The organism is Paenibacillus sp. FSL R5-0766, from assembly GCF_037971845.1.
Taxonomy (GTDB): Bacteria; Bacillota; Bacilli; order Paenibacillales; family Paenibacillaceae; genus Paenibacillus.
Window position 1 is genome coordinate 3,265,012 of the sequence record NZ_CP150227.1, and the last position, 25,587, is coordinate 3,290,598.

At 44.0% G+C, this 25,587-nt stretch carries 27 protein-coding genes; 20 read left to right on the forward strand and 7 right to left on the reverse strand.

What is annotated here, in order from left to right:
* Positions 1–79: 79 nt before the first annotated feature.
* The 6 genes from MKY66_RS14230 to MKY66_RS14255 all read left to right on the forward strand — a co-directional run bounded on the left by MKY66_RS14230 (position 80) and on the right by MKY66_RS14255 (position 6,123).
* Positions 80–2,131, forward strand: coding sequence for a serine hydrolase domain-containing protein (locus tag MKY66_RS14230; protein ID WP_076211972.1), 2,052 nt, complete (start codon positions 80–82; stop codon positions 2,129–2,131).
* A 300-nt stretch (positions 2,132–2,431) separates the two neighbouring features.
* Positions 2,432–3,043: a hypothetical protein gene (locus MKY66_RS14235; RefSeq protein WP_076211974.1), complete on the forward strand. Its 612-nt coding sequence runs from the start codon at positions 2,432–2,434 to the stop codon at positions 3,041–3,043.
* A 166-nt stretch (positions 3,044–3,209) separates the two neighbouring features.
* A complete protein-coding gene (locus MKY66_RS14240) occupies positions 3,210–3,401 on the forward strand; it encodes a hypothetical protein (protein WP_305956063.1) in 192 nt (63 codons plus the stop codon).
* Complete coding sequence (locus MKY66_RS14245) at positions 3,398–4,189, forward strand: oxidoreductase (RefSeq protein ID WP_305956064.1); 792 nt, start codon at positions 3,398–3,400, stop codon at positions 4,187–4,189. Before MKY66_RS14240 ends, MKY66_RS14245 begins: the two co-directional genes overlap by 4 nt.
* Before the next feature lie 203 nt (positions 4,190–4,392).
* On the forward strand, positions 4,393–5,283 hold the full coding sequence (gene murB / locus MKY66_RS14250; protein WP_076211976.1) for a UDP-N-acetylmuramate dehydrogenase: 891 nt from the start codon (positions 4,393–4,395) through the stop codon (positions 5,281–5,283).
* A gap of 231 nt (positions 5,284–5,514) precedes the next feature.
* Complete coding sequence (locus MKY66_RS14255; RefSeq protein WP_339807167.1) at positions 5,515–6,123, forward strand: hypothetical protein; 609 nt, start codon at positions 5,515–5,517, stop codon at positions 6,121–6,123.
* 93 nt (positions 6,124–6,216) lie between these two features.
* On the opposite strand, the gene MKY66_RS14260 is transcribed toward MKY66_RS14255, so the two are convergent.
* Positions 6,217–7,002, reverse strand: coding sequence for a DUF817 domain-containing protein (locus MKY66_RS14260; protein WP_076211978.1), 786 nt, complete (start codon positions 7,000–7,002; stop codon positions 6,217–6,219).
* A 268-nt stretch (positions 7,003–7,270) separates the two neighbouring features.
* On the opposite strand from MKY66_RS14260, the gene MKY66_RS14265 reads away from it, so the two are divergent.
* The 3 genes from MKY66_RS14265 to bshB2 all read left to right on the forward strand — a co-directional run bounded on the left by MKY66_RS14265 (position 7,271) and on the right by bshB2 (position 8,771).
* Positions 7,271–7,606: an antibiotic biosynthesis monooxygenase gene (locus tag MKY66_RS14265; RefSeq protein WP_076211980.1), complete on the forward strand. Its 336-nt coding sequence runs from the start codon at positions 7,271–7,273 to the stop codon at positions 7,604–7,606.
* A 122-nt stretch (positions 7,607–7,728) separates the two neighbouring features.
* Positions 7,729–8,073, forward strand: a complete 345-nt coding sequence (locus tag MKY66_RS14270; RefSeq protein ID WP_017688572.1) for a YojF family protein — start codon at positions 7,729–7,731, stop codon at positions 8,071–8,073.
* Positions 8,074–8,096: 23 nt separating this feature from the next.
* Positions 8,097–8,771: a bacillithiol biosynthesis deacetylase BshB2 gene (gene bshB2, locus MKY66_RS14275; protein ID WP_076211982.1), complete on the forward strand. Its 675-nt coding sequence runs from the start codon at positions 8,097–8,099 to the stop codon at positions 8,769–8,771.
* A 121-nt stretch (positions 8,772–8,892) separates the two neighbouring features.
* On the opposite strand, the gene MKY66_RS14280 is transcribed toward bshB2, so the two are convergent.
* Both MKY66_RS14280 and MKY66_RS14285 read right to left on the reverse strand, forming a co-directional pair.
* Positions 8,893–9,690, reverse strand: coding sequence for an ABC transporter permease subunit (locus tag MKY66_RS14280; RefSeq protein WP_076211984.1), 798 nt, complete (start codon positions 9,688–9,690; stop codon positions 8,893–8,895).
* 1 nt (position 9,691) lies between these two features.
* A complete protein-coding gene (locus tag MKY66_RS14285) occupies positions 9,692–10,573 on the reverse strand; it encodes an ABC transporter ATP-binding protein (RefSeq protein WP_076211986.1) in 882 nt (293 codons plus the stop codon).
* Between the two features lie 139 nt (positions 10,574–10,712).
* On the opposite strand from MKY66_RS14285, the gene MKY66_RS14290 reads away from it, so the two are divergent.
* From MKY66_RS14290 to MKY66_RS14315, 6 genes are all read left to right on the forward strand, one after another.
* Complete coding sequence (locus MKY66_RS14290) at positions 10,713–11,312, forward strand: TetR/AcrR family transcriptional regulator (protein WP_179088532.1); 600 nt, start codon at positions 10,713–10,715, stop codon at positions 11,310–11,312.
* A gap of 408 nt (positions 11,313–11,720) precedes the next feature.
* A complete protein-coding gene (locus tag MKY66_RS14295; protein WP_076211990.1) occupies positions 11,721–13,028 on the forward strand; it encodes a NosD domain-containing protein in 1,308 nt (435 codons plus the stop codon).
* Entirely contained in the window at positions 13,025–13,606 is a 582-nt protein-coding gene (locus tag MKY66_RS14300; RefSeq protein ID WP_083657118.1) for a nitrous oxide reductase accessory protein NosL, read from the forward strand. The genes MKY66_RS14295 and MKY66_RS14300 overlap by 4 nt, the downstream gene beginning before the upstream one ends.
* A 28-nt stretch (positions 13,607–13,634) precedes the next feature.
* Positions 13,635–14,456 carry an ABC transporter permease gene (locus MKY66_RS14305; RefSeq protein WP_076211992.1) on the forward strand — a complete coding sequence of 274 codons (822 nt, stop codon included), beginning with the start codon at positions 13,635–13,637 and terminating at the stop codon, positions 14,454–14,456.
* Positions 14,449–15,162, forward strand: coding sequence for an ABC transporter ATP-binding protein (locus MKY66_RS14310; protein WP_076211993.1), 714 nt, complete (start codon positions 14,449–14,451; stop codon positions 15,160–15,162). Before MKY66_RS14305 ends, MKY66_RS14310 begins: the two co-directional genes overlap by 8 nt.
* A gap of 2 nt (positions 15,163–15,164) precedes the next feature.
* Complete coding sequence (locus MKY66_RS14315) at positions 15,165–15,716, forward strand: redoxin domain-containing protein (RefSeq protein ID WP_256704250.1); 552 nt, start codon at positions 15,165–15,167, stop codon at positions 15,714–15,716.
* 176 nt (positions 15,717–15,892) lie between these two features.
* Here MKY66_RS14315 and metE read toward each other — a convergent pair whose 3' ends face one another.
* Entirely contained in the window at positions 15,893–18,187 is a 2,295-nt protein-coding gene (gene metE / locus MKY66_RS14320; protein ID WP_076211997.1) for a 5-methyltetrahydropteroyltriglutamate--homocysteine S-methyltransferase, read from the reverse strand.
* A gap of 299 nt (positions 18,188–18,486) precedes the next feature.
* Here metE and MKY66_RS14325 point away from each other — a divergent pair, with 299 nt between their 5' ends.
* On the forward strand, positions 18,487–18,885 hold the full coding sequence (locus MKY66_RS14325) for a DUF3888 domain-containing protein (RefSeq protein ID WP_076211999.1): 399 nt from the start codon (positions 18,487–18,489) through the stop codon (positions 18,883–18,885).
* A gap of 20 nt (positions 18,886–18,905) precedes the next feature.
* Positions 18,906–19,529 carry a hypothetical protein gene (locus tag MKY66_RS14330; RefSeq protein WP_076212001.1) on the forward strand — a complete coding sequence of 208 codons (624 nt, stop codon included), beginning with the start codon at positions 18,906–18,908 and terminating at the stop codon, positions 19,527–19,529.
* A gap of 73 nt (positions 19,530–19,602) precedes the next feature.
* Here the strand turns inward: MKY66_RS14330 and MKY66_RS14335 are convergent, their stop codons facing one another.
* Both MKY66_RS14335 and MKY66_RS14340 read right to left on the reverse strand, forming a co-directional pair.
* Positions 19,603–20,268 (reverse strand): MBL fold metallo-hydrolase, encoded by a 666-nt coding sequence (locus tag MKY66_RS14335; RefSeq protein WP_076212003.1) that lies wholly within the window; start codon positions 20,266–20,268, stop codon positions 19,603–19,605.
* A gap of 460 nt (positions 20,269–20,728) precedes the next feature.
* Positions 20,729–21,097 carry a helix-turn-helix domain-containing protein gene (locus MKY66_RS14340; protein WP_076212005.1) on the reverse strand — a complete coding sequence of 123 codons (369 nt, stop codon included), beginning with the start codon at positions 21,095–21,097 and terminating at the stop codon, positions 20,729–20,731.
* Between the two features lie 105 nt (positions 21,098–21,202).
* Here MKY66_RS14340 and MKY66_RS14345 point away from each other — a divergent pair, with 105 nt between their 5' ends.
* Together MKY66_RS14345 and MKY66_RS14350 are read left to right on the forward strand one after the other, a co-directional pair.
* Complete coding sequence (locus MKY66_RS14345) at positions 21,203–22,060, forward strand: arginase family protein (RefSeq protein ID WP_076212007.1); 858 nt, start codon at positions 21,203–21,205, stop codon at positions 22,058–22,060.
* A gap of 144 nt (positions 22,061–22,204) precedes the next feature.
* The gene (locus MKY66_RS14350; RefSeq protein WP_076212009.1) at positions 22,205–23,383 is read left to right on the forward strand and encodes an MFS transporter; all 1,179 of its coding nucleotides are present in this window, start codon (positions 22,205–22,207) and stop codon (positions 23,381–23,383) included.
* Positions 23,384–23,469: 86 nt separating this feature from the next.
* Here MKY66_RS14350 and MKY66_RS14355 read toward each other — a convergent pair whose 3' ends face one another.
* Entirely contained in the window at positions 23,470–24,282 is an 813-nt protein-coding gene (locus MKY66_RS14355) for an undecaprenyl-diphosphate phosphatase (RefSeq protein WP_076212011.1), read from the reverse strand.
* Positions 24,283–24,490: 208 nt separating this feature from the next.
* On the opposite strand from MKY66_RS14355, the gene MKY66_RS14360 reads away from it, so the two are divergent.
* Positions 24,491–25,519 carry an ABC transporter substrate-binding protein gene (locus MKY66_RS14360; RefSeq protein ID WP_083657121.1) on the forward strand — a complete coding sequence of 343 codons (1,029 nt, stop codon included), beginning with the start codon at positions 24,491–24,493 and terminating at the stop codon, positions 25,517–25,519.
* Positions 25,520–25,587: the final 68 nt, after the last annotated feature.

A 25,587-nucleotide genomic window follows, 5' to 3' on the forward strand; every position in this document is an offset into this window, starting at 1 on the left:
CAGGGTCCGTTTGCGTTCGAACAGTCTCTTCCCGGATATGATGAATTCATTCATAAGAACATTTGAGGGAGGACATGGGATGAAGAAATTAATTAGTCTTTTATGTACAGCGGTGCTTGTAATTACGCCGCTTACAGATGTCAGCGCAGAGGCGAATAACAGCAGTACGATTGAGGCACGGGCGGAGCAGATCGCCAAGGAGATGGTGCAAACCTACGGTGTCACCAGTGTGCAATATGCAATCATGGATGAAGGAGAATATATTTTATCAGATAGTGTAGGACTGCACGATAAGGCATCACAGAAGCCAATAGACAAGGATAGCATGTATGGCATAGGTTCGGTTAGCAAAATGGTTGTTACGGCAGCCGCCATGAAGCTGGTTGATTCCGGTAAAATAGATCTGGATGAGCCGCTTACTTCGTATATCAAGGACTTTAAAATGGCAGATGCGCGCTATACTCAAATCACACCACGCATGATGATGAATCATTCATCCGGTCTTTACGGTACACATTATGGAAACAGCATGTTGTTTGAAGATAATGACACCCGCAATCATGATGAGTTATTGCTCAAACTTCAGTCCGAAAAACTGAAATCCAAACCTGGCGCATACTCCGTCTACGCCAATGACGGTTTTCAATTGCTTGAAATCCTGGTTGAACGGGTGAGTGGGTTAAGCTACAGCGAATATATCGCCAAGTATATCAGCGAGCCGTTGAAGTTGGAATCAACGAAGACACCACTAGATTCCTTTGACAGAGCGCAGTTATCCGAAACCTATTGGCCTACACTTGAGATGAAGATGCCTACCGAAAATGCTAACATTATCGGCACCGGCGGAGTGTACTCTACCGCAGAAGAATTGAGTCAATTCGGAGAGGTTTTAATGGGGAACAGACCGGATATTCTGTCGGAATCTGCTGTGAAGGCCATGCAATCTCATGAATATCGTAATGGCATATGGGTATCGGATGAACAAAATACGATCAATTATGGCTTGGGCTGGGACGCGGTTGACCTTGCACCGTTCAGCGATTATGGGATTACCGCGCTTGCCAAAGGCGGGGATACCATGTTGTACCATGCCGTGTTAATCACTATACCTGAACATGATATTTCAATGGCGGTTCTATCATCTGGTGGATCTTCCGTCTACAATCAGATGTTTGCCAGCAAAGTGCTGCTGGACGTTCTGGAGGATCAGGGCATCATCGACGATGTTCAGCCTGATCAGACATTCTCACCACCTGTCAAAGTGAAGATGCCAACAGAATTAAATTCTTACTCCGGTCTCTATGGTACGGTAGGAGAGACATTGGATATAACGATTAAAGATGGTGAGATGCAACTGCCTGCTTTGCTGGGTGGAATTATTCCAGAGCAGAAATATGTGTACACAGGCGACGAACATTTTACAAGTGCGGATGGCAGTGTAAAAGCTAGCTTTGTGAAGGAACGTAATGACAAGGTGTATGTTAAAGTTCAGGGCATGATTACGTTACCCGGCATAGGCCAAACGGTAATGAACACGTATGATTATCAAAAACTGGATCATAATGCGCTGGACGCAGCAACCAAAGAGAAATGGACAGCTCGTGACGGCTCGAAATATTACGCGTTGGATGAAAAAATAACGTCGATCTTTTATCTGCTTCCATCGATGCTGATCAAGAACTTGTCTGTTGACGCCGAACATGGTTACGCCAATGGCACGCAAATCATGGATGTAAACAACGCAGAGAATATCGCCGAGATTCCTGTGATGAATGGAAGAGACGCGTTTGATCTGCAATTTTACACAAAGAATGGCGCCGAGATTCTTCTCCAGGATGGGCAGGAATACATTGCCGAGGATGCGATTACTCCAATCTTTGGTGGGAAAAAAGGAATTACGACTATTCCTGCAAACGGTCAAGCTCGGTGGTATGCGATCGACGCCCGCTCGGGTAACAAATCCATCACGGTGGATTCTCCGAAGACCGGAGGTTATGCAGTGTATAATGATAAAGGGGAAATGGTTGACTTCTCTGTAGCAACCAATCAGGAATCGACAAAGCTCCCGAAAAGTGGTTTTATCGTTTTTGGTGGGGAAGCCGGTGATGTATTCCAGATTGAATTAAAGTAGAGCAGAAACTTCATTAATGAGTCACGTTCGCAACTTATCACCGAAAAAATACAGTTATCAAGAAGTCGCCTAGTGGCGGCTTTTTTGATTTCTTTAGAATAATTTAACAATCCGGTAACAATTCGCATTCACTACTCGTTATATTTATGTAGTTATATATCAGGCTCATTTTAACAGGAGGAATTACTATCCATGACCAATAGACATAAATAAACTCATAGGTTGGACCTATGGATTCCTAGTCTCAGCCATGGGTAATAACATGTAAGTACAGAATAAAGACAGGGAGGAATGAACCTGATGTTTCAACCACGTTCTATTATGATGAGTATCTCGTTAATCGTTATAGTTCTAACACTTGCAGCTTGCTCTGGTAGTAATGAACCCTTGCCTAGCCCTCAACCATCAATGCCAGCAGGTGAAACAGAAGAAGCAAATGAAACGGAGCGTCCACAGACCGCAAGTTTTGAAATGTTGACCGCAGATGGCAATCAATCACTAGAAGCGACCTTACAAAAAGGAGAAGGATTTTCCTTGTACGAATTCGAGAAATTCACATTTGATGCTGCTCAAGGCCGTCTGTCACTGACTAGTAACGCTGACTATTATGTGGATATTGAACCACTGCCTTCGGATTATAATCTGGCAGAATTGGAGACAGCCGGTAAAGAAGAATTAGAAAAAGCCGGTAAGGTATCCGATTATAGTGGAGAACTGGTAGAACACCCGCTTGGTTATGCCGAGCTCTATCTTCAGGCCTCAGGTGAAGAAGGCATTAGTGATTATATGGTCTGGAAATCAGAAGAAGGGGATGCATTTTTATTCCGTCTTCATAATCCAAAAGGAGAAGAGGCCTCTGATTTCGCCAGTCCGGTCCTTGTTTCGTTATCCACCGTTCAGGGTGATTCGTAACGTGGATGACTATAATCATTTCAACGAAAGTCGCCAACTGGCGGCTTTTTTACTTTTGAAAATTGCACGGAGAAGTTGCGAGATGAAATATTCACTTCCATTTGACTTAGAGCACACTCTAAGGTGTAGACTAGCATCAGCAACGATCCCAAAGGAGATGAACAGAATGACACAGGAAAATAATACTAGAACTTTACAACATAAAATGGGCTCTGGCTTCAACCATAACAGTACAGCGGAGGATGTATTGAGAGATCTGGACTTGTCAGGACAGCTGGCTATTGTAACGGGTGGATATTCCGGCCTCGGGTTAGAGACGACACGTGCGCTTGTTAACGCGGGAGCACGTGTAGTGTGACTGCGCGTCGTCCAGCGGTTGCGAAGGAAGCACTTTCTGGTCTGGAAGGTGTTGAAATAGATGCATTGGACCTCGCTGATTTATCCAGCGTTCGTGCTTTTGCCGAGCGGTTTCTGGCGAGTGATCGGAAGATCGACATGCTGATTCTTAATGCGGGTATCATGGCTTGTCCGGAGACGCGGGTAGGTCCTGACTGGGAAGCTCAATTTGCAACCAATCATCTGGGCCATTTTGCCCTGACTAATCTGTTATGGCCAGCACTAGCAAGTCAAGGGGGAGCACGTGTTATTTCCTTGGCATCAGCGGGACATCATTTCTCACCGATTCGTTGGGATGACATCCAATTTGAACATGGATATGAGAAATTTCCTGCCTATGGACAGTCAAAAACAGCAACAATTTTATTCAGCGTTGAGCTGGATCGTCGAGGTGCAGAGCACGGAGTACGGGCTTTCTCCGTTCATCCAGGCGGAATTATGACACCACTACAGCGTCATATGCCACAAGAGGAGATGATTGCTCTGGGCTGGATTGATGAATCTGGACAAGTGGCCAACCCTGCGTTCAAAACACCTGAGCAGGGGGCAGCGACGCAAGTCTGGGCAGCAACTTCACCTCAGCTTGAGGGAAAAGGCGGTGTCTACTGTGAGGATTGTGACATCAGTGAAATGGCTCCAGAGGATGGAGGTTTCTATGGGGTCAAGAAGTATGCTATCGACCCTGAGCAAGCTACTCGTTTATGGGAGCTATCGGCCAAGCTGACTCAAACAGACTTAGAACTCTCATAATCATGTAGTTGCGGCAACAGAGCAACAGCTTGCTTACATGCAGGAACTCACGGAAAAGTTCAAAATCTGAAGAGAATGCGATTAATTATAATGAAAACAACATAATTTCAAACAAAATCTCCTATTTAGCATATAATAAAGAAGGAGCATCTCATTTTCGCGATGGTGCAATCATTTCTTTATGAATTCAGGGAGAGAAAATCATGAATATTTTTGAGCATCAGATACCTTTGGAAAAAGTGAAATTCAATGAACCGCTAAAAAATCACACGTTTATTAAAATAGGTGGCAACGCAGATATTCTCATCCATCCAACAACGATAGACGAAATCACTAAAATCGTGGAAATTGCCAACTTACATCAGTTACCTCTGACGGTCATTGGAAAAGGCTCAAACGTCATTATTAAAGACGGGGGCATCCGGGGAGTAACGATTTCTCTTAGCCACTTCGATCAAATTAAAGTGAGCGAGGACAGCATGATTGCGCAAAGCGGCGTTGATATCATTGATGTATCCAGACTTGCTTTGGAGCATAGCTTGACCGGTTTGGAGTTTGCTTGCGGTATTCCCGGCAGCACGGGGGGCGCACTTTACATGAATGCCGGTGCTTATGGCGGTCAGATCGCCGATGTTGTTGAACGTGCGACTGTGATCACCAAAGACGGCGCAGTGTTGGAGATCCCGCGAGAAGAGATGAAGTTTGGTTATCGAAATAGTCTCTTCAAGATGGATCACTATATCATACTGGAGGCCGAATTCGGGCTCAAAAAAGGAAACAAGGAAGATATTGCAAGCAAAATGAAGGAATTAACGTTCCTTAGAGAATCCAAGCAGCCGCTTGAGTTCCCCTCTTGTGGAAGTGTATTTAAACGACCCGAAGGACATTTTGCCGGTAAACTGATTCAGGATTGTAACTTGCAGGGCACTCGCATCGGAGGTGCTGAAATCTCCATGAAGCATGCAGGTTTTATTGTAAATGTGGATCACGCTACTGCCCAGGATTATATGGATCTGATCCAATTTATTCAGAAGAAAGTATATGATGCGTTCCAAGTTGAATTGGAAACCGAAGTAATCTTTCTGGGAGAATAACTTCATTGTAATCATTAGGAGGTCGCCTTTGGCGGCCTTTTTTGCTTGTGGGAATGGTACTGAAACAAGTATCCACATGCTAATTATGGTAATATCAGAGTGATTGTATTTAATATTTCATCGTTATCATAAGGAGTGTACATGGAGATGTTCAAGCGTAACAGGAGAATTCTGCTAATCACTGCAATGGTAATTTTACTATCGCCCCTGTCAATCTTGGCATATATGTATATGAATGAACGAGCTGGCGGGCTAGCCGATCAACGGATATCCAAAGTTTGGGGATTGAATGAACCTATACATATTCCTATAGCGAACAGTCCTCAAGGGGCCGTTCAAGAATTTAGAGGTGAATCTTATACCTCCCAATTCATTCATCAGGAGGCTGTGGACGGGGGCATGATTTTGTTCACGCACAAAAAGGGTCGGGAAAACAACAGTAATCTTCAGATGGAGTATACTCGCAAGAACATTTTCGGATGGAAATGGGTATGGGGTGGAGGATATTCCATTAATGAATCAGTTGAATCCAAGTTTGCGTTGAATTATATGAGCATACCGAAATTGGAAAAAGTCTCGACCCCGTTTCCGATGTTATTTGGTGACATCATAGACTCCACTATCAAACGTGTAACTGTTGAAATTAAGCAAAATGGAAAGCCCGAAACTTTCGATGTGAAGCTGGTTGAGGCAGGTGAGAACCAACAAATCTGGTACGTATTCCTGTCTTCTTCAGCTACTCTTCCTTATACAATCAAAGCATACGATGAAGAGGAGAACCTCTTAATCAACAAAGACATTGAAGAGGCAGATGATTTTGGCTCATTATTTATTGAATAATCTCAAATAGAACCACAGTAAAAAACAGCGGCATTCGAAGACTTTAGGTACGAGTCTAAGATTGCTGCTGTTTTACGGTTAGAGAATAAATAGTTACCTGGACTTTGGATCATCTGCGGTTCGATTGGCCTTCACATATTTGAGTTGCGCAACGATGATGACACTGATGATGACCAGCAGGAACCACGAACTAATTTTGCTAAAGCTAACCAGTTGCCAGGCATCATGCTGATCAGGATATTTCCAGGCATTGAAGAATGTAGCGATGTTCTCAGCAGTCCAAATGAAGAAACCAACAATGATAAAAGCAAGTGATAAGGGCATTCGATAGGTCGTTGCTCGTACCCGGTATATAATCCAGGTTTTCCAGAACACAACGAATACAAGCGCCGTCAGCCACCAGCGAAAATCGGGCATAAAATGATGAGTGAAAAAGTTAATATAGATGGCTGCTCCCAGCAGCATCGAAGGTGCAAAACCAGGCCATCCGGTCATGTCCATTCGCAGTCTTCGCCACACCTGACACATAAAACTGGCTACACTTGCATACATGAATCCACTATAAAGAGGGACATCCAGGATTTTGGTGTAAGCTGGCTCAGGGTAAGACCAAGATCCCATCCATACTTTATAAATCTCCAGCACCAGGCCAATAATGTGAAATACACAGATGACCTTGATTTCATCACGGGTTTCCAAGCCGCTTCGATACATCAGGTACTGCACTGCAAGCAATACGAGCAGAATGGCATCATACCGATGAAGGAAAGGAATAGGAATTACGCTGGACAGTGCCAGTGTTCCAAAGATCGCTACGGGAAATATGCAGCTCATGGCCTGATGATAGCCAAAATGAAGTAGTTGTATTAGAGACTTCAAGTCGAGTTAAACTCCTTTCCAAACATGTTGGAGCAAGATTCATTTAAGATTTAAGGTTCTTCATCACGGGCGTTTTTGCCTACTCTTCATAATATAGATATGATCCATGAATAAAAAGAGAAAAAACCACGCAAATCTGTTCTTGTTTTCAAATTAAAACGAACACCCTTAATTGATAATGATTTTCAATTAGATTAGAATGAAAGAATAAAAAGCTCACTACGTCTCGCATAACGCGAGGCATGTGACTCTACCAGGAGGAATGAATATGTTGATTCAAACTCGAAGTATTATTGTCAAAAAGGGACATAGCGATAAGATTTTGGAACGTTTCAGTGGTCCAACTCCTGTTGTGGACATGCCCGGTCTGATTGATTTTAGTGTCCTGGTCAACAAGAAAAGTACAGAGAACGAAGAAGTGATGGTCATCATTCGCTGGGAATCGGAAGAAGCATGGAAAAACTGGGAGAAAAGTGATGTTCATATCAAAGGCCATCGTGAGAAGAGAGCACAGGAGAAACCTGATTATCTAATAAGTACAACCGTAAATATGTATCAGGTACAGACCGTGAAGACAGGTAACGGTTCCGAACAAGGGTCATAATCAGACCGCGATTCTTGCATATGGGCAATTCTATGAGCGGTCAACAGGGTCACTCCATGTATATTCTCTTGTGGTTATGTTAAAATGAAATTCGTACAATTACATTAGACAAGGAGGCCGCTATGCAACCGATTAAACCTCAAGACATTCAGCTCCGGATCAATAATCTTGCTGATCAGGACTTATACGTACATCTAGAACTTACGTCAGGTGCTTACGCACAACATATGGACAGTACAAAACATCCAGCATCGGCATTCATTACCAATGCGGCCATACGATATACGCAGGGGTCCATTTCAGGTACAGGTCCATACCGTGTTGGTCTGAAAACAACGCAGGGATGGCTTTACGCCGAAGGACTTACACATATTGATGAGCAGGAACAAGAAAGACTGATTCTCGCCGGTCACGACAGCCAAGGTAAACTAGTTGTGGCGTTACAATTAAGCCGAGAGATGTTCTGATGAAAGCGGAGGATTGAATAACCATGAATACTACACACAACGAGCATGAGCGCATCTTGGTGGTATATCCACATCCAGATGATGAAGCTTTCTCTGTATCGGGAACGTTAGCCAAATACATAGATGGCGGTGCCCATGTAACCTATGCTTGTCTAACACTTGGCGAGATGGGGCGCAATATGGGGATTCCTCCATTTGCCAACCGAGTGACGTTGCCTGGCATCCGTAAACAGGAACTCATCGAAGCTTCTGAAGCGATTGGTATTCAGGACCTGAGAATGCTGGGTTTCCACGATAAAATGCTGGAGTTCGAAGACCCACAGTTACTGGAAGATACCATCATGTCGCTACTTAAAGAGTTGAACCCCACGCTGGTCATTACGTTCTATCCGGGGTACAGTGTTCATCCCGATCATGATGCAACGGGAGCCGCTGTTATACGTACAATCGCTAAACTTCCTGGGGATGAACGTCCGATGGTTCACTGCGTTGCGTTCGCGAATAATCAGGAACAGTACATTGGCAAACCGGATGTATTTGTTGACGTATCCGAATTTTTGGATCGGAAAATGGCGTCCATTCGTGCCCACCGTTCACAATTCCAGGCAGCAGAGCTTGTAGGAAATCGTGAGCTGAATAATGAAGAAATCAAAAAACGTTTTGGCAGAGAAACATTTTGGACCTATCCATTTAAATAAATGATTCATCGGAAGTCGCACACGTTCAAACGGGACGAAGCAGAGGTTTATCCTGCTTCGTCCCGTTTACGTTAATCCATCATTGCGGCCCTTTGCGGGAGTAGATCAAACTATACCCGGATTAAATAGGCAAATCTTTTTTATCAAAAATAATGATTCCTGCAGCATACAGAAGTGCTGCGAGACTGGCGAACACAGCCATTCCCACATACGCAAAGCTGTCACCTGCGAACAAGCGCACCGGATCGAACAAGGAATACAATGACATATTGCCAATCCAGCTCAACGTTTCTCCTGAATCGCCCAACATTTGCAGTAGTACAAACGCTACAGGAACACCGGCTCCGAGTCCAAGGCTATACTTGCTTTCATTTGCCAAACAAGATGCGAAAAAACAGATGCCATTGATGGCGTAATACATCAGAAGGGCGTAAAGATTAAGCCAAATGAAATTGTTAATATCCATAAGCCCCGGAAACATGATAGATGATACAGCAAGAGTTAGTACCGTAATCCAGCAAAAGATCACTGTTATTGAAATCAGACTGTAAACCGCTTGGGTAACAGCAATGCGTTTTCTTGAGTTGGACGTTGAAAGCAGATAGGACATACTTCCTTTATCAACATGAGCGGCTATTATTCGGTGGTTCGTAATGATGGAAACAATCATGGGGAACAAATAGAGAAGAAGACTGTAAAGTGTTCCGGAAAGAAAGGTGAGCAAAGTGGTTCCAACGTTCATTCCCATAGCATTGATGAGCTCAGGAGGAAGCATGTTCAACATTTCTTTTAGTGCATCGACGCTATCCGGATCGAACATACCTATCAGCATAATGGAGTAAAAAGAATAAATGGCTACAATAAGAAACCAAATGAACCGATTGGCCCGCATGTTTGCTTTAAATAATGCCCAAGACATATTAAATGTGCTCCTTCCCATAAAAGTCCATGAAAATTTGCTCAAGCGTTTGGGGAGGGCACTCCATATCAATAACCTTACACTGGGAGAGTACCCTGAGCACTTGGTCATATCCATCCGTAATCTTAATCTCTACACGTAAGTGACCTAATTCAGTATATAGGAGTCCGTTATTTTGAAGGACCTTCATATCCTCCGCATGCGCCAGAGTGACTACAACGCTCTTCGGCAGTGTCCTTTTTAGCGAGTTTATGTTCTCCACGGTTACGATTGACCCTTCTCGTATGATGCCTACACGTTCACAAGTGTGATCGACTTCATCAAAGAGATGGGAAGACATGAGTATCGTTTTGCCCCGGTTTCTTTCCTCAATGATCAGTTCCACAAATCTTCTCTGCATCAGCGGATCCAGCCCGCTTGTAGGTTCATCAAGGATAAGCACTGCAGGGTCGTGCATAAAAGCGGCGATCAACCCTACTTTTTGTTTCATCCCCTTGGACATTTTGCGGATCTTCCGACCTGAATCCAACTCGAATCGGTTGATTAATTGATCACGCCGGGATTTATCGTCACGTCCTCTTAAATCATCAATAAATTCCAAAAAATGCATGCCTGTCATGTTATCGTAAAATGCGATCTCACCAGGCACATAACCCAAATTCTTCTGTATTTGTGCTGCTTCCCTTCTGCAGTCTAAACCGTTGATACTTGATTTCCCGCTGGAGGGGTTCACAAAACCCATCAGATGACGTAGAGTGGTTGTTTTTCCGGCTCCATTGGGCCCAAGAAATCCAAAGACCTCTCCTTCTTCAACGTCAAAACTTACATCCCGAATTCCCTTGCCATTCGAATAGATCTTGGTTAAAGAGTGGACCTTGATCATTGATCTCAACCTCCATGGATAATTATGTAACATATATCACCTAAGTTACATAATATTACTGACTTGAATAGAAGTCAATAAAAATATAACATAGAGGTATATTGTTACATAATTCACGGAGGATAGGATGGTAGGTTTCATGAATGGCTTCGAAAAACGCAGAGAACAGAAAAAAAAGCAAATCCTGCAGTCGCTAATCGATATGATCATGACTCGAAATTTTAAAGAAATCGGTGTAAGGGAGATCGCGCAACATGCTGGTGTTTCTCCTGCATCCATATATAACTTTTTTGGAAGCAAAGAAGAATTGGCCAAGGAGATTTTTTACCATCAAATAGAGGAGTCGGGAAAGGAATTCAGTCTTGTAATGAACTCCGATATTCCTTTTGAAGATAAGATGAGTAAAATGTATGAGGTATCCGTTAACAATCAAGAGACGTTGAATAGTGAGGGCATTAAGAATTTTATGTTCGAAGATCCAGCATTCAAAGAGCATGTTGAGGATTATGCCAGAAACGTTGTCATTCCTGAGCTTATGAAGCTGATCGAACAAGGCAAAGCCGAGGGGAAAATAAAAGGAGGCGTATCGGCAGAAGCCATCATGATTTTTATGAATGGGATCATGACCATGTTGAGCGAACCATCTTTTGTAGAAAAACTCAATGTAAATGTGCGAAAAGACTTGGGCAAGCTGTTTCTTTACGGAATTCTGGGTAAGAGGGAAGAAGAAGACTATTGATCACAATACACCCTCGTTTAGGAAGTCGCCTATATGGCGGCTTTTTTTGATGTACATCACAATATCGACACAAAAATGTTGCGTCTATAGCCTAATTGAGCTATATGGAATAAATATCATTTTAAGTACACTGTGATCAGGATTGTGATAACGCTTCATTTATTACGTTGCTTCAATGGATGAGGAACATGGAGAGTTGATTTTAAGTGGAATGGAGGGATGGTGTGTACAACCAACGTATACATGGGATTAACGCAAGACTCGTTGAATGCATTGCCACAGCAATAAGTAACTGTAACAAGAAGCCAGAATTGCGCGTGAAGATTCATGGGTAATCCTCGGGCAGGATTGGGTGCATTCGACAGTTGTAAGAAGAGTCGGGTTACGAGTGTAATTTTTCTAATCGGAATGATGATGCTCCTACTATCTCTTCCGCACGGTGCAATCATGGCCTCCTCCGAACATCGTGAGCTCATTCCCCTTCAGCCTATGATTGACCGTTCTACACCTGGAGAAGTCATTAAACTTGCATCAGGTCGTTATTCTGGACCGGTGACGATTGACAAAAACATCACCATTCAGGGTGATCCTACGGTCATCGTTGTTAATGCGGAAGCCACCTCTACGATAATGATTCGCTCGGATGGGGTGAAATTGAGCGGTTTTACAATTGAACATGATACGAATGAACAGACTGCAGCGATTCAGGTTGAAGGGAAAAACAATGAAATTACGGATATGCATATTCAGACCCAGGGGTATGGGATGATTATCCGGAATTCGAGTCATGCAACGATTCAACGGAACAACATTACTTGGATGGGGGCTGATTCTGCTTCCAGTGGCCAGAAGGGCAATGGCATTGATCTGTACAACTCCCATGATAGCTACATTGAAGCCAATGAGATCACTGGCATGAGGGATGGAATCTATCTGGAGAACAGTCGAAAGTCTACCGTGCAAAATAACAGGCTGTTACATACAAGGTATGGCATCCACTGTATGTACATTGACGGCTCTTCTGTCATGGACAATACCGGAGAGGAGAACATGACAGGTGCCATGATTATGGGTGTCAAGAATACGGTCATATCGGGGAATTCCTTTCGCAAACAAAGTACCAATGTTCACTCCCAAGGGATTCTGTTGTATGACGTACATCAATCTTCTGTTCACAACAATGTAGTGGAGGGTAATCGTGTTGGCATGAATATTGCAGAATCCTCAGGCAATGAGATCCATGACAATGCGGTGCTTCGGAATTTTGTTGGCATACAACTTGTTCTGGCAGAAGCTAATGAGTTTACACGTAACCGATTGGTATCCAATGTCATTGAGGCTTCCGCGCTGGATAGTCCCAATAATGTCCTGATGGAGAATTACTGGGACTCCTTTCAGGGGCTTGATCTGAATCAGGATGGAATCAGTGAAATTTCCTATGCGATCAATCCTTTTTATGAGCAACTGGTCAGTCGAAATTCTGCGTATCAGCTCTTTTTCCAATCACCGGGTATGGTCTTTCTGAGTGACTTGTTTACAGAAGGCAGAGAACAATGGACTACCGACAAATCGCCACGAATGAGCATGGATACGGAATCTGATCTGAACATGTCAGTGGAAAGTGCTACAGGTTCCAAGATGGTGTGGATGTTCGGGTTAGTTCTGTTGGGTATGGCAACTTTTATAATCATCTATATGGGGGTATTACGAAAATGAACAAAGGCTTGAACAGAAGATGGACATTGGTCATGGTACTTATGTTTGGCATGGTATTGTTAACCGCTTGCGGAACAAAATATGCGGCATTGCCGATCAATGAGGACGTGGATATCTGTGCGATCTGTAAAATGCAGGTGAAGGACGACGCATATGCAACACAGCTCACTACGAAAGACGGCCAAAATTACAAGTTCGATGACATCGGCTGCATGAACCAGTGGAAAACAGAAAATGGCACAGATAACATCGGCATGGACTATGTACGTGATTACAATGACAAGGAATGGATTGAATACAGCAAAGCCACGTATGTATACGACGCTTCATTGCGTACACCTATGGCCTATGGAATTCTTAATTTTAAGGACAAGCCCTCGGCTGAAGCTTTCATTGCAGAGCAAGGTGTTGGAACCATTATGACCGCTAAGGATCTTGCCTCCCATGACTGGAAACAGAACACAGAGAATATGGACATGATGGGTGAACATGGGCATAGTGAGCACGGACATGGTGAAGAAGGAGATGGTAATGAGATGCATCAGGAAAGTGAGATGAAAGAAGAGTCAGGCCACTAAGTATGACAATAGAAAATGGTGATTAATGATGTCAGATATGATACAGATTGCAAGACGAGAAGTGAAAATGGGATTTCGCAATCCTTGGGCGTATTCGTTTCTGATCCTTTTTTGCACCTTTAGCTTAAGCTTGTTACTTCTGAATTCGCAGAATCAAGTTGAAGGATATTCAGGCACCACAGGTTCCATGTTGAATCTCATTCTCTACCTTTTGCCATTAATGACGTTATTCCTCGGTTCCTTCTCACTAACATCCGAAAAGGAAGACGGTAGCTGGCAACTGCTATCCACGTATCCCATCGGCACGATGTCTTTTATTGTGGGCAAGTATCTTGGGCTGTCGATTGTTTTAATTACCATTGTTGCGTTTGGATATGGCCTGATGGGGGTCATTAGCGGAGTAATCGGAAATCCACTGGATGCCATGACATATCTTCTCTTTCTGGCATTTTCCTGTGGACTGGTGTTGTTATTCCTGACGTTGGCGCTATTTATCGGTTCGTTGTCGCGCAATCGGTGGCAGGCGTTAACCATATCCGTGACCGTATGGTTCTTCGCAGTCATTGGATGGCCGACCTTATTGCTCTCTGTGCTGGGACTGATGCCTTATCTATGGGTGAAGCCGCTACTGATTATACTAACGCTCATTAATCCGGCCGAGCTGGTGCGATTGTTTGTAGTTATTAAACTGGGAGGCGGCTCCATTCTGGGACCAGAATATTATCGATGGGTGGAGTGGGTGCAGCAACCAAGTGGCAGTTGGATCTTCATCGGGATATGCCTATTCTGGATTGCTTTCTCTGTCCTGGCGGTATATGCGATCTGGGAGAGGGGGCGTTCTCATGGATAAAGTGGGACTCGAAGTGATGGAATTGTGTAAATCCATTAAAAAGCAACCCATTGTTCAGGATATCTCCTTTCGCATAACTTCAGGCCAAGTGCTTGCCCTCTGTGGAGGGAATGGCGCAGGGAAGAGCACAGTGCTGCGTATGATCGCCGGAATTCTTCGGCCTACCTCCGGTGAGGTTGTGGTGAACAATGTGCGATGGTTGAAGGAGCGCAACCGTTATTCACAGCAGATTGGATATATGCCGGACGATTATCAATTTAATCAAGGACTGAGTGCGGAGGAAATGCTTCTGTTCTGGGCTTCTCTGAGGAAAGTTCCCAAGGAGAGAGTACAGGAAGTACTGACCATGGTAGGTTTGGAGGAAAAAAAGAAAAACCGGGTTACGACCTTCTCCAAAGGCATGCGCCAACGTGTGTTATTCGCCCAGGCTGTGCTGTCGAAACCTCCACTGCTCATCATGGATGAGCCAACGAATGGATTGGACCCATTCTGGATGCAGGAATTAACTCAGCTGCTCAAGGGCATCAAACAGGAAGGCCACATGGTCGTGTTCTCGACCCATCAGCTGGAGATTGCAGACGACATTGCGGATCAGGTGATATTCATGAACCATGGACGTAATGTTGGAGAGGGCTCTACTCACGACTTTTGTGATCAATTCGGTTCGCTCCATGCAGCATTTCATCAAAGTCTTGGTTTAAAGTGAAGGTGAGTTTATTGCAGAAAAAGAGTTTTAAAAGCAGACGTACACTTACAATTTTGATTGGTGTGGTCGCATTGCTCGCAGGTACATGGGCCATTTTCGAAAATGTATCGACACCCGAGTCTCAGCGAGGCAACGCTATTGAAGCAGGTGCAAAAGCCCCTGAGTTCACAGCGGTTAATTCAGCAGGGGAACAAGTCAGCCTGTCCGATTATCAGGGCAAAGCCGTCATGATTAACTTCTGGGCTTCATGGTGCACACCTTGTGTAAGGGAGATGCCGCTTGTTCACCAGATTGCTCAGGACTATAAGAACGATGTGGAAACCCTGTTTGTTAATGTGGGGGAATCGAAGGGCACGATCCGTGAGTTTATGGATAAGCAGGCGTTTGATTTTCCGGTGATTATTGATGTGACGGGCAACATATCAGGTATGTATCGTATTACAGGTTTGCCTGCAACGATGGTTATTGATGGGGATGGAGAGTTCCGTCATATACTGCTCGGCGAACTGACTGAAGATACACCATTGCAGCAATGGCTGGAAGAGAGTATCTAGTCGTAAGCGTTGGATGGTGGTGAGAAAAGGGGCAGGAACGCTAAAGGTCGCCATGTTACAAGTGAAATGAATGTACGTTAAAAGTAACTACAATAATAAAAGCATAAAAAGCCGGACACCCGTTTAACGAAGGGGTGTCCGGCTTTACTTTTGAAGTTATGCTGCTTCGCAGCCGATTACAATACAGCAGCTGAAGCGTGATTGTTACGAGCGATTCTGGTTGCGTCAACCATATTACGCAGAGAAGCTACTGTTTCTTCCTGTCCACGAGTTTTTAATCCGCAGTCCGGGTTAATCCAGAACAGCTTCGGATCAAGAACACGCAGGGCACGTTCAATCATGCTGCTCATTTCATCCACACTTGGAACACGTGGACTATGGATATCATATACGCCAAGACCGATACCGAGCTCATACGTATTTTCTTCAAAACTGTGAATCAGTTCACCGTGACTACGGGATGTCTCAATGGAGATAACATCTGCATCCATAGCTTCAATGGAATCAATCATGTCATGGAATTCGCAATAGCACATATGCGTATGGATTTGAGTCGTTTCATGCACCGTGCATGTGGAGATACGGAACGCTTTGACCGCCCAAGCCAGGTAATCGGCTTGTTCATTTTCTTTCAGCGGAAGCCCTTCACGAACAGCCGGCTCGTCAACCTGGATCATACCAATGCCTGCCTGTTCAAGTGCCTCGACTTCCTGTCTCAACGCATACGCCAATTGATAGGCAATCTGCTCACGAGCAATGTCTTCGCGTACGAATGACCAGTTCATGATGGTAATGGGGCCAGTCAGCATGCCTTTGACAGGACGCTCTGTCTGCGATTGAGCATATTTCGTTTCTTCCACTGTCATTTCACCCGTAAATGCAACATCACCGAAGATAATAGGTGGCTTCACGCAACGTGAACCATATGATTGTACCCATCCAAACTGTGTAAAGGCAAAGCCGGCCAGTTTCTCGCCAAAGAATTCAACCATGTCGGTACGCTCAAACTCACCATGCACCAATACGTCAATTCCGATCTCTTCCTGAATCTTAATCCAGATATCAATCTGCTCCCGGATGAAGGCAGCATACTGTTCGTTGTTCAACTCACCCTTGCGCCACAACTGACGTGCTTTTCTGACTTCGGCAGATTGCGGGAAACTACCAATCGTTGTTGTCGGGAAGAGTGGCAATTGCCATTTGGCCTGTTGAGCTTCATGACGCTCTGCAAAAGGACGGGAGCGCTCTGGTTGTTGAACACTGATGGAAGCAACGGCTTTCTGTACAGCGGTCCGGTTCCGATCTTCGGATTGCTGAAGCGCCTGAAGAGGAAGCTCTGCTTCGTTAATTTTAGCAGTAATCTCTGCACTTGGTGAAGATAAGGCTGTAGTCAAAAGAACAATCTCATCCAGCTTTTCATCTGCAAATGCAAGAGCATTTTTCAGTTCGGATGTAAGTTTTGCCTCACGTTCAGTCGTAACTGGCACATGCAGCAGGCTGCAAGATGATTGCACGATGATACGTTCAGGCGTCACGAACTCAGTCAATTCATTCAGCAAATTCAGTTTTGTTTGAAGGGAAGCTTTCCAGATCCCACGTCCATCGATAATACCTGCTCCGAGCACTTTGTCTGCCGGGAAACCGGATGTCCGAATAGATTGTGTGTTACCAGAGAGCCCGTGTACAAAATCAAGTCCTACACCTTGAACTGGCAGTGCAACAATCTCGTTGTAGTTTTCGACAGATTCAAAGTACGTTTGCAGCATGATATTCAGGCCTGGAACGGCTGTGGCAAATGTTTTATATATTTTATTCAGACGCTGTACATCTCCATCACTTAATTTGGTTACCAGAATAGGCTCGTCGACCTGCACCCACTGAACGCCTTCGCTCGCAAGTTCCTGAAGCAATTGAGTATAGAGTGGAAGCAAGCGGTCCAACCAAGCGTCTGTCTCGGATTTATCATAGCCTTTGGAGAGTTTCAGGAAGGTTAGCGGTCCAACGATTACCGGTTTGCCTTCAATGCCGAGTTTTTCTTTTGCTTCACGATAAGCGAGAAGTGGTTTGTTCTCCGTCAGAGTTGGGGAAGCCCCGTCCAGTTCAGGTACTATGTAGTGATAGTTGGTATTAAACCATTTTGTCATTTCGCTGGCTGCGGCATCTTTTGTTCCCCGGGCAATGCCATAATATACGGACAACGGAACCGACCCACCATCATAAGCAAATCGTTTGGGAATAATGCCAAACATCACGGCCGTATCCAGGATATGATCATAATAGCTAAAGTCATTAACTGGAATGATGTCGATGCCTTTCGCTTGTTGCTTGCGCAAATGATCGATACGGATCTCCTGCAAACGTGCGTGAAATTCATTTTCCTCCAGCTTGCCTGCCCAGAACGCTTCCAACGCTTTCTTCCATTCCCGATCAGCACCAATACGCGGATATCCCAATACACTACTTTTTGTCATTGTTTAAAACCCCTCTGCTTTTATGTTACACAAAATTTATCACAGATCCGGAGTTATAATGTAATTCCATTAAATTATACCCAGTTATAGCCTGAGGCTATATCAAAAAGTATATGCTTTATAAGTTGAACTAACGAGTATTTACACTTGCCACTCCGATGACAGAAAGATTATCAATATATCAAGTTTCATCACGTTTACATTCAGATATATAGCTATGGATTAATATTAGATCGTAATAATATTCTGTATGCTTTTGCATTCACTCGGGATAATAGAAAGTAAAAAGGTGGATGAGTATGGTAATTCAAAAACAAATTTTTCTCTCAATACTTGTAGCTATAACATTAATGTTAAATAGTGTTTTCCTATCCACAGATGTTACATATGCAGATCCTGAGTATGTACAACAAGAAAACTATAAGCCGTTAGCACTTACGATGCTCAACCCATACATTTACCGTGAGATTACCAACTATTATCAGGAAAATCATAAACCGGTCCCTAGCTATGGGCTATATGACATTCACGTATTGGAACTTAAAAGGCGTACACAAGGTGGTTATAATTTTCGAACGGTTCTGGAAGTCAGAACGTTCTATGGTCCACATAACCCGCCATATGGGAAAGAAGTCATTACGTTTGAAATAGACACCACTAATGTTACAATGGTTAACTATGTTCATACGAATGATTGAAAGAAAGGAAGGCGGTATTTGTGAATCTGTATCACATCCAGTCCACCGTGCACGGAGTCAACAGAGTAGCATCATTTCTGGAAGACAATTATATTGGTATTGCTTGGTCAGGTACAGGGGATCTTGAGCAAACGCCTCCGGAGCTATGGAAGGAACAGTTGGTTCAACACTATCCCTTGGATGAAGCAGAATTGGCGAGCACACTCGCGACACTACATATGTTTGGTAACCTCATGCAGGATGGAGATTATGTATTAATTAGCGATGATGAATGGACGTATGTTGGGGATATCGGGGATTATTATTACGACGATTCCGCTGGCACAGAAAACGACTTGATCTGTCACCGTCGCGGAGTCACATGGTTGGGTCGTATTCCTCTTGCTGAGCTGAATGACAAAGTGCAGGCACTGCAAAATGATTCAGCCATCCTTGCGAAGTTTGAGTATCCCATATCACAAGCACAGCTGGATCGAGGTCTTGCAGTCAGTGTAACAGCCGAAGCAACCAACTCTCTCTCAACAGGGGTAGATGAAGCCACGATTCAGAGAGCTCTCCAGGTGCTGAGAGAAGCGTTACACAGTGAAGAAGAAGAGCTGCGAATTCGTGCGGCTACAGCCATTTTGCAGTATGCCAAACAATAGGAAGACTATGCTAAGACTAAGAATGGTTACTGGGTTTAGACGGTAACCATTCGCGGATCAGCAATTTTAATATTTATAACCCTTGAGTAAGTTTTGAGATCTGTTCATTTACATTCCCATGACTTAGACCACCGTGATAACAAATCACAGATGTAATGTCGAGTTCGATATACTTTTTCAAAGAGTATCGAGCTGTCTCTGTATCCAGTGTAGTTGGTTCATGAATGCCTCCAAGCATGCCGTCTACACTGAACATTGAATCTCCGGCGATGAGCGTCTTGCTGTCCATCATATATAAACTGATATGACCTGGCGTATGACCAGGTGTATGAATAACGCGAATACCACCACAAAACGGCAGTTCCTGACCATCAGTCACCGTTGTATCTACTTTGCCCATTGGAGGATGCTCAAGGTGACCGTCTTTCAGAAGAGGGAGCTGTCCCTCAATATACGGCTTATCCAGCGCATGCGCATAGATCTTGATTTGTGAGCCACAAGCTTTCAAAATCTCGGGAAGACACCCGATATGGTCCACATCCTGATGCGTCAAAATCACTGCTTTAAGTCGGCTGATCGGCACACCAATCTTTTCGAGTGCGATATGCAAATCGTCATATTGTCCAGGGAAGCCGGTATCAATTAACACAACCATTTCTTCATCCCATATCAGAACAGGGTGAATTATATTCCCCTCAAAATCAAGCTGAAGCATCGCTATTCCCTTTGAAATTTCCATAATACCAGACCTCCGAGAGTTGAAATTCGTATACATCGTTGCTCGTTATATTTCTTATGTAAACGAATAAAGCCGGCAAAAAGATACGTTCGGATGCTTATAGAAATATTCAATGAATGGGGGAATTGACGCTTGGTGTTGGGAATGATAATTTAGATATATCATTTTAAAGCAATAATTCCAATAAGATAAAGGGGGGTATGTGGGATGACACATATCGTGCATGCAGCAGCTGAAGATATTCGAAGCGAAGATTCGCTGTTACTGAGGGACAGAGTGTTTGCCTACCAGAAAGATCTGGTACACGAAAAAGTATAATTCTACGAATTACTGCTTTTATTTGCTGAACGTACAGAGGAACACAAGATAAAAGTAAAAAAGTCGCCTATTGGCGACTTTTTGCATTTTAACATACTGCATTTACTCCAATTATCTCATCTGAAAATATAGACAAAAGCGTTCAATCCGTTGCGCTATTATTGATCAATAAAGGTTCTTGGTGTTGGACACCCCATTCGCATAGTCCTTCCAAAACGGGCAATAACGTTTCAGCTTTGGCTGTCAGACGGTACTCGACTTTAGGAGGGACTTGGGGATATTCTTTTCGTTCGACCATACCATCTGCTTCCAATTCTTTGAGCTGTGAACTCAGCGTTTTATACGTGATGGCGCCAATCTGTCTTTTTAGTTCATTGAAACGGACAGGCTGGTTATCAGCCAGAAGATACATAATCACCATTTTCCATTTGCCACCAATGACAGACAACGTGTATCCAAAAGGGGTATCTTGAATGTTTTTAACTTTACCGTGGTATTCAGCCATACTCATCATTTACACTATCCTTTCGGGTAGTACCTATCATAAAAGACCGTACTATTTATTTGTTTGGGCTCAGTTTATACTAACCTTACTTTGAAGTAAAGGAGATTTACGATGACTCAAAAAACAATACGTCTGCTTATGCCACAATGGCAAGGTGGAGATAATCCAAACTACTCTTTTGGAGCGGAGCTGCTTGCATGGCTTGCACCTGACAATGATCAACCTCTCATTCATGTTCCTGTCGAAGCATATGATGGAACATTTCTGGTAAGCGAGAACGGGATAAAAGGCAGAGCACAATTACTTCAGCAATTGCAGGCTGCCCAGCATATTATTCAAGCTCACCAGCCCGATCGCATTGTCATGTTTGGTGGTGACTGTTTGGTCGAACAAGCCCCGTTTGCTTATTTAAATGAACGATATGACGGAGAACTTGGTTTGATATGGATTGATGCTCATGGTGATTTGGTTAGATACGAGGGATATGACAACGGTCATACTTTACCGCTTGGGAACCTTCTTGGGGAAGGGGATCCGGAGTTTGCCAAACATGTGAGTGTCCCTTTGAAACCTGAACATGTCTTCATGGCCGGGTTGACAACCCCCACGGAACAGGAAACCGAAGTGATTCAAAGATTGGGTATCCGAACGGCTGGAACTGAAGAATTAACCTATGGCATGGATTCGATTAAGAAGTGGATTAAAGAGACTGGGTTCAAACATCTGGCAATTCATCTTGATCTGGATGTGCTTGATCCCAACATGTTCCGTTCATTGTTATTCGCCAAGCCAGGAGAACCTTATGAGTTTTCACCAGCGGGAACCATGCAAATACCTCACTTGCTTCATCTGATTAAAGAACTGTCTGAAGAAACAGATGTAGTTGGATTAGGGATAACTGAGCATATGCCGTGGGATACCATTAACTTGAAGAATTTGCTTGGAGAAATACCTATCCTGAACCAGTGATATAGGTTATGAGTCGCCAGAATATATCAGAATACTGATATAAGGAGTCAAAATATAGGAAGATTACAGATAGAAATATCAATATTATTATATGGGTGGTTCGACGAGAATCAGAAATTAAACAAACTGAGGAGAGACACCCAGATGGTCACGTTATTGTTAATCATTATTTATCTCGCATTTATAGGGCTGGGATTACCGGATGCTTTACTTGGCAGTGCCTGGTCCGTTATGAAAAACGATATACATGCGACAACAGAAATGGCTGGTTACATATCGCTAATCATTTCATTTAGTACAGTAGTGTCCAGTCTGTCCGCTAGCCGATTGTTACACCGGTTCGGAACGGGTAAAGTCACAGTATTCAGTATCCTCTCAACAACGATCGCGCTGTTAGGATTCTCATTCTCTGAGAATTTTGTGTTTTTACTGATTCTGGCGATCCCTCTCGGTCTCGGTGCAGGTTCGGTGGATGCGGCACTAAGTAATTATGTAGCATTACATTTCAAGGCCAAGCATATGAACTGGTTGCATTGTTTCTGGGGAATTGGCGCAGTGACAGGCCCACTCGTTATGGCATATTGGCTGAATCAAGCAAACAACTGGCGTGCAGGATACGTTACTGTGGGGTTGATTTTGCTTGGGATCGCGGTGATCTTATTATCAACTTTGTCTCTATGGAAGATTTTTGAGAAGGGAAGAGTAGAGGGTTTAGGTGATGAGAAGAAACGCGTAAGCAACCGTGAGGCCATACGTATCCCCGGCGTGAAAATGTCGATGCTTGCGATGCTCTGTTATAATGGTTCCGAAACTGCTGCCGGTCTGTGGATGGCTTCTTTCTTCATAGGTAGTAAAGGCGTATCTCCAGGTACTGCGGCAGCGTTATCTTCCTTGTTCTTTATCGGAATCATCGTAGGACGTATAATCTCTGGTTTTCTTTCGACTCATGTATCCAGCAAAAATCTCATCAGGTATGGTGGAATTGTTGGATGCGTCGGACTGGTTATCCTGGTTATGCCGATTCCTTACTGGATTGCGGCAGGGGCTTTATTTATCGTGGGATTGGGCGGAGCACCGATCTATCCGAGCATTGTTCATGCGACACCGGAACGCTTCGGTGAGAGGGCATCCCCAAGTGTAATTGGACTTGAAATGGCCAGTGCCTATACAGGTTCAACACTCATCCCGTTAGGTATGGGGCTTATAGCCGGCCAATGGGGAATGTCAATGGTACCCCTGATCCTGCTGATTCTGTTTAGTGTCATGTTCGCTGCTACAGAGCTGGTTAACAGAAGCAACAAGGCTACACGCCTGACTGTCTAGCTCCTGCTATATGTCATTATGGTTCTGCCACTATACAACAAAGGAACAACCATCGCTGGTTGTTCCTTTTGGTGTGTGGACTTTTTTTATAAGAAGATCAGTAACAAAGTACCTGCGGCAAAACAATAATACGAAAAGTATTTCAGGTTGCCTTTGGCCATAATGCCCATAAACCATCTCATGGAGAAATACGTGACGAAAAGTGTCGTGATGAATGCGATCAGATAAGGGATAGCCAGTTGTGACCGATTCGGATCATTGGAAATGTCGGATACCCCCATAATGAGTCCACCAATACTTATGGGAATGTACAGCATAAAGGAGAACTTCAAAGCTGTTTCCTGTTTCATGCCAACAGCGATGGACGCAATTACGGTTGCCCCTGAGCGGCTAATGCCCGGAATAAGAGCGACCGCCTGAGCCAGACCTACCAACAATGCATCTTTCGTAGACAGATCACCGTCTTGCTTGCGACCACGAAGATTACGAATCAGCCATAAGGCAACCCCGGTGATCAATAGCGCGATGGAAACGGTATATGCGGACGAGAAGATTTCTTCAATCCGGTCCTTGAACAGGACTGCAACGACAGCAGCAGGGATCGTACCAATAATTATGTATAAGCAAAACATGAAGTCTGCTCGATATTCTTCTTTACGAGTACGCAGGTAACCTAGTGCACCAATAATCAACTTTTTGATATCTTCCCGGTATATAAAAATAATAGCGATAAGTGATGCCGTGTTCGTTAAAATCTCAAATGACAATCCGTTCTGCTTCATGCCCATAAGTCTCTGAGCGATGATCAGATGACCACTTGAGGAGACGGGAATTGGCTCCGTTGCACCTTGAACAATACCTAAAAACAAATACTTTAACCACAATATAATCTCTTCCATGTTGTCCTCCTTGAATACGTTTTTTTGGCTTTTCAAAACTCTCTCTTATAAAAAAGTGAATGGTTTACTCTATTGATGATAGCTGTTTAACTTGGTGACTTGCAAGTTAGAGTTCGTAGAGGGGTGAAATAAACATAGCTTGTCAAATCCTGCATAGCATGATATCGTTGATAACGATTATCAATATCAACGAAAAGGTGGGTTTATTTTGCGTAAACAGATAAAATCAATATGGATCATGATGGCACTTATCTTACTGATTGTACTTAGTGCATGTGGTCAGTCTGCCACGACCAATAGTACAACCGGGGACAGCACGAATGCAGCTGCGGAGACAGAAACCAAGACGAACTCGGATTCAGCTTCTTCCGCTGATAAAGCGGCAACTGCCGAAGAGGAACTTGTTACATATCAATCGGATGCAGGCGAAGTACAGGTACCCAAGAATCCTAAGCGCATTATTGATTTGACATCATTTTCGACAGGCTACTTTGTTGCCCTGGATGCACCGGTAGTCGGCGCTTTATCAGGAGCGATGAACAACAAATATATCAAGGATCAACTTGCAGCAGCGGGCACCAGCGATCTGGGTGAAGAGCCTACGCCAGAGAAGCTAATCAGCTTAAAACCTGACTTATTGATCGTGTACACTGGCACAGAGGGCATCGACAAGCTGGAGCAGATTGCGCCTGTCGTACAGATTGCATATGGTAAGCGCAATTTCAAGGATTTAATGCTTGAAATGGGTAAGCTCACCAATAGAGAAGAAGCAGCTAAAGCTTGGAATGCTAAATGGGAAGCGAAGATCAACGAACTAAAGCCCAAGGTTCATGAAGCTGTAGGCGATCGCACTGTTTCCATACTGAATCCGTACGCCAAAGGATTATTTGTATTTGGTCATAACTATGGTCGAGGCGGTGAAATTATTTACGGGGAGTTTGATCTCAAGGCACCAGCCAAGGCCCAAGCTGAAGCGATTGACAGCGGGACTGGATGGGCTTCAATCTCCATGGAACTATTACCGGAGTATGCGGGTGATATCATCTTCACCAGCCCGTGGTCGGGAGATACAACCGATCCAAAGATCGTATATGATAATACATTGTGGAAAAACTTGCCTGCGGTGAAGGCAAATCATGTGTTCCAGCTTGATCCGACCTCAGACTCGTACAATGATCCGTTAACGTTGGAAGGTCAGCTGCAATTTATTTCCGATAGCCTGCTTACCGCGAAGTAAGATTAGACTGCATAAATGGTAGAGTAGTACAGGAGCATTTCCAAACGTCGTTACATGACGGGGAGATG

What these genes read in the sequence shown, in the direction of transcription:
- MKY66_RS14230 (WP_076211972.1), top strand. Translation starts at nt 80, where the DNA reads ATGAAGAAATTAATTAGTCTTTTATGTACAGCGGTGCTTGTAATTACG.
- MKY66_RS14235 (WP_076211974.1), top strand. Translation starts at nt 2,432, where the DNA reads ATGTTTCAACCACGTTCTATTATGATGAGTATCTCGTTAATCGTTATA.
- MKY66_RS14240 (WP_305956063.1), top strand. Translation starts at nt 3,210, where the DNA reads ATGACACAGGAAAATAATACTAGAACTTTACAACATAAAATGGGCTCT.
- murB (WP_076211976.1), top strand. Translation starts at nt 4,393, where the DNA reads ATGAATATTTTTGAGCATCAGATACCTTTGGAAAAAGTGAAATTCAAT.
- MKY66_RS14255 (WP_339807167.1), top strand. Translation starts at nt 5,515, where the DNA reads ATGAATGAACGAGCTGGCGGGCTAGCCGATCAACGGATATCCAAAGTT.
- MKY66_RS14265 (WP_076211980.1), top strand. Translation starts at nt 7,271, where the DNA reads ATGTTGATTCAAACTCGAAGTATTATTGTCAAAAAGGGACATAGCGAT.
- MKY66_RS14270 (WP_017688572.1), top strand. Translation starts at nt 7,729, where the DNA reads ATGCAACCGATTAAACCTCAAGACATTCAGCTCCGGATCAATAATCTT.
- bshB2 (WP_076211982.1), top strand. Translation starts at nt 8,097, where the DNA reads ATGAATACTACACACAACGAGCATGAGCGCATCTTGGTGGTATATCCA.
- MKY66_RS14280 (WP_076211984.1), bottom strand. Translation starts at nt 9,690, where the DNA reads ATGTCTTGGGCATTATTTAAAGCAAACATGCGGGCCAATCGGTTCATT.
- MKY66_RS14285 (WP_076211986.1), bottom strand. Translation starts at nt 10,573, where the DNA reads ATGATCAAGGTCCACTCTTTAACCAAGATCTATTCGAATGGCAAGGGA.
- MKY66_RS14290 (WP_179088532.1), top strand. Translation starts at nt 10,713, where the DNA reads ATGAATGGCTTCGAAAAACGCAGAGAACAGAAAAAAAAGCAAATCCTG.
- MKY66_RS14295 (WP_076211990.1), top strand. Translation starts at nt 11,721, where the DNA reads ATGATGATGCTCCTACTATCTCTTCCGCACGGTGCAATCATGGCCTCC.
- MKY66_RS14300 (WP_083657118.1), top strand. Translation starts at nt 13,025, where the DNA reads ATGAACAAAGGCTTGAACAGAAGATGGACATTGGTCATGGTACTTATG.
- MKY66_RS14305 (WP_076211992.1), top strand. Translation starts at nt 13,635, where the DNA reads ATGTCAGATATGATACAGATTGCAAGACGAGAAGTGAAAATGGGATTT.
- MKY66_RS14310 (WP_076211993.1), top strand. Translation starts at nt 14,449, where the DNA reads ATGGATAAAGTGGGACTCGAAGTGATGGAATTGTGTAAATCCATTAAA.
- metE (WP_076211997.1), bottom strand. Translation starts at nt 18,187, where the DNA reads ATGACAAAAAGTAGTGTATTGGGATATCCGCGTATTGGTGCTGATCGG.
- MKY66_RS14325 (WP_076211999.1), top strand. Translation starts at nt 18,487, where the DNA reads ATGGTAATTCAAAAACAAATTTTTCTCTCAATACTTGTAGCTATAACA.
- MKY66_RS14335 (WP_076212003.1), bottom strand. Translation starts at nt 20,268, where the DNA reads ATGGAAATTTCAAAGGGAATAGCGATGCTTCAGCTTGATTTTGAGGGG.
- MKY66_RS14340 (WP_076212005.1), bottom strand. Translation starts at nt 21,097, where the DNA reads ATGAGTATGGCTGAATACCACGGTAAAGTTAAAAACATTCAAGATACC.
- MKY66_RS14345 (WP_076212007.1), top strand. Translation starts at nt 21,203, where the DNA reads ATGACTCAAAAAACAATACGTCTGCTTATGCCACAATGGCAAGGTGGA.
- MKY66_RS14350 (WP_076212009.1), top strand. Translation starts at nt 22,205, where the DNA reads ATGGTCACGTTATTGTTAATCATTATTTATCTCGCATTTATAGGGCTG.
- MKY66_RS14355 (WP_076212011.1), bottom strand. Translation starts at nt 24,282, where the DNA reads ATGGAAGAGATTATATTGTGGTTAAAGTATTTGTTTTTAGGTATTGTT.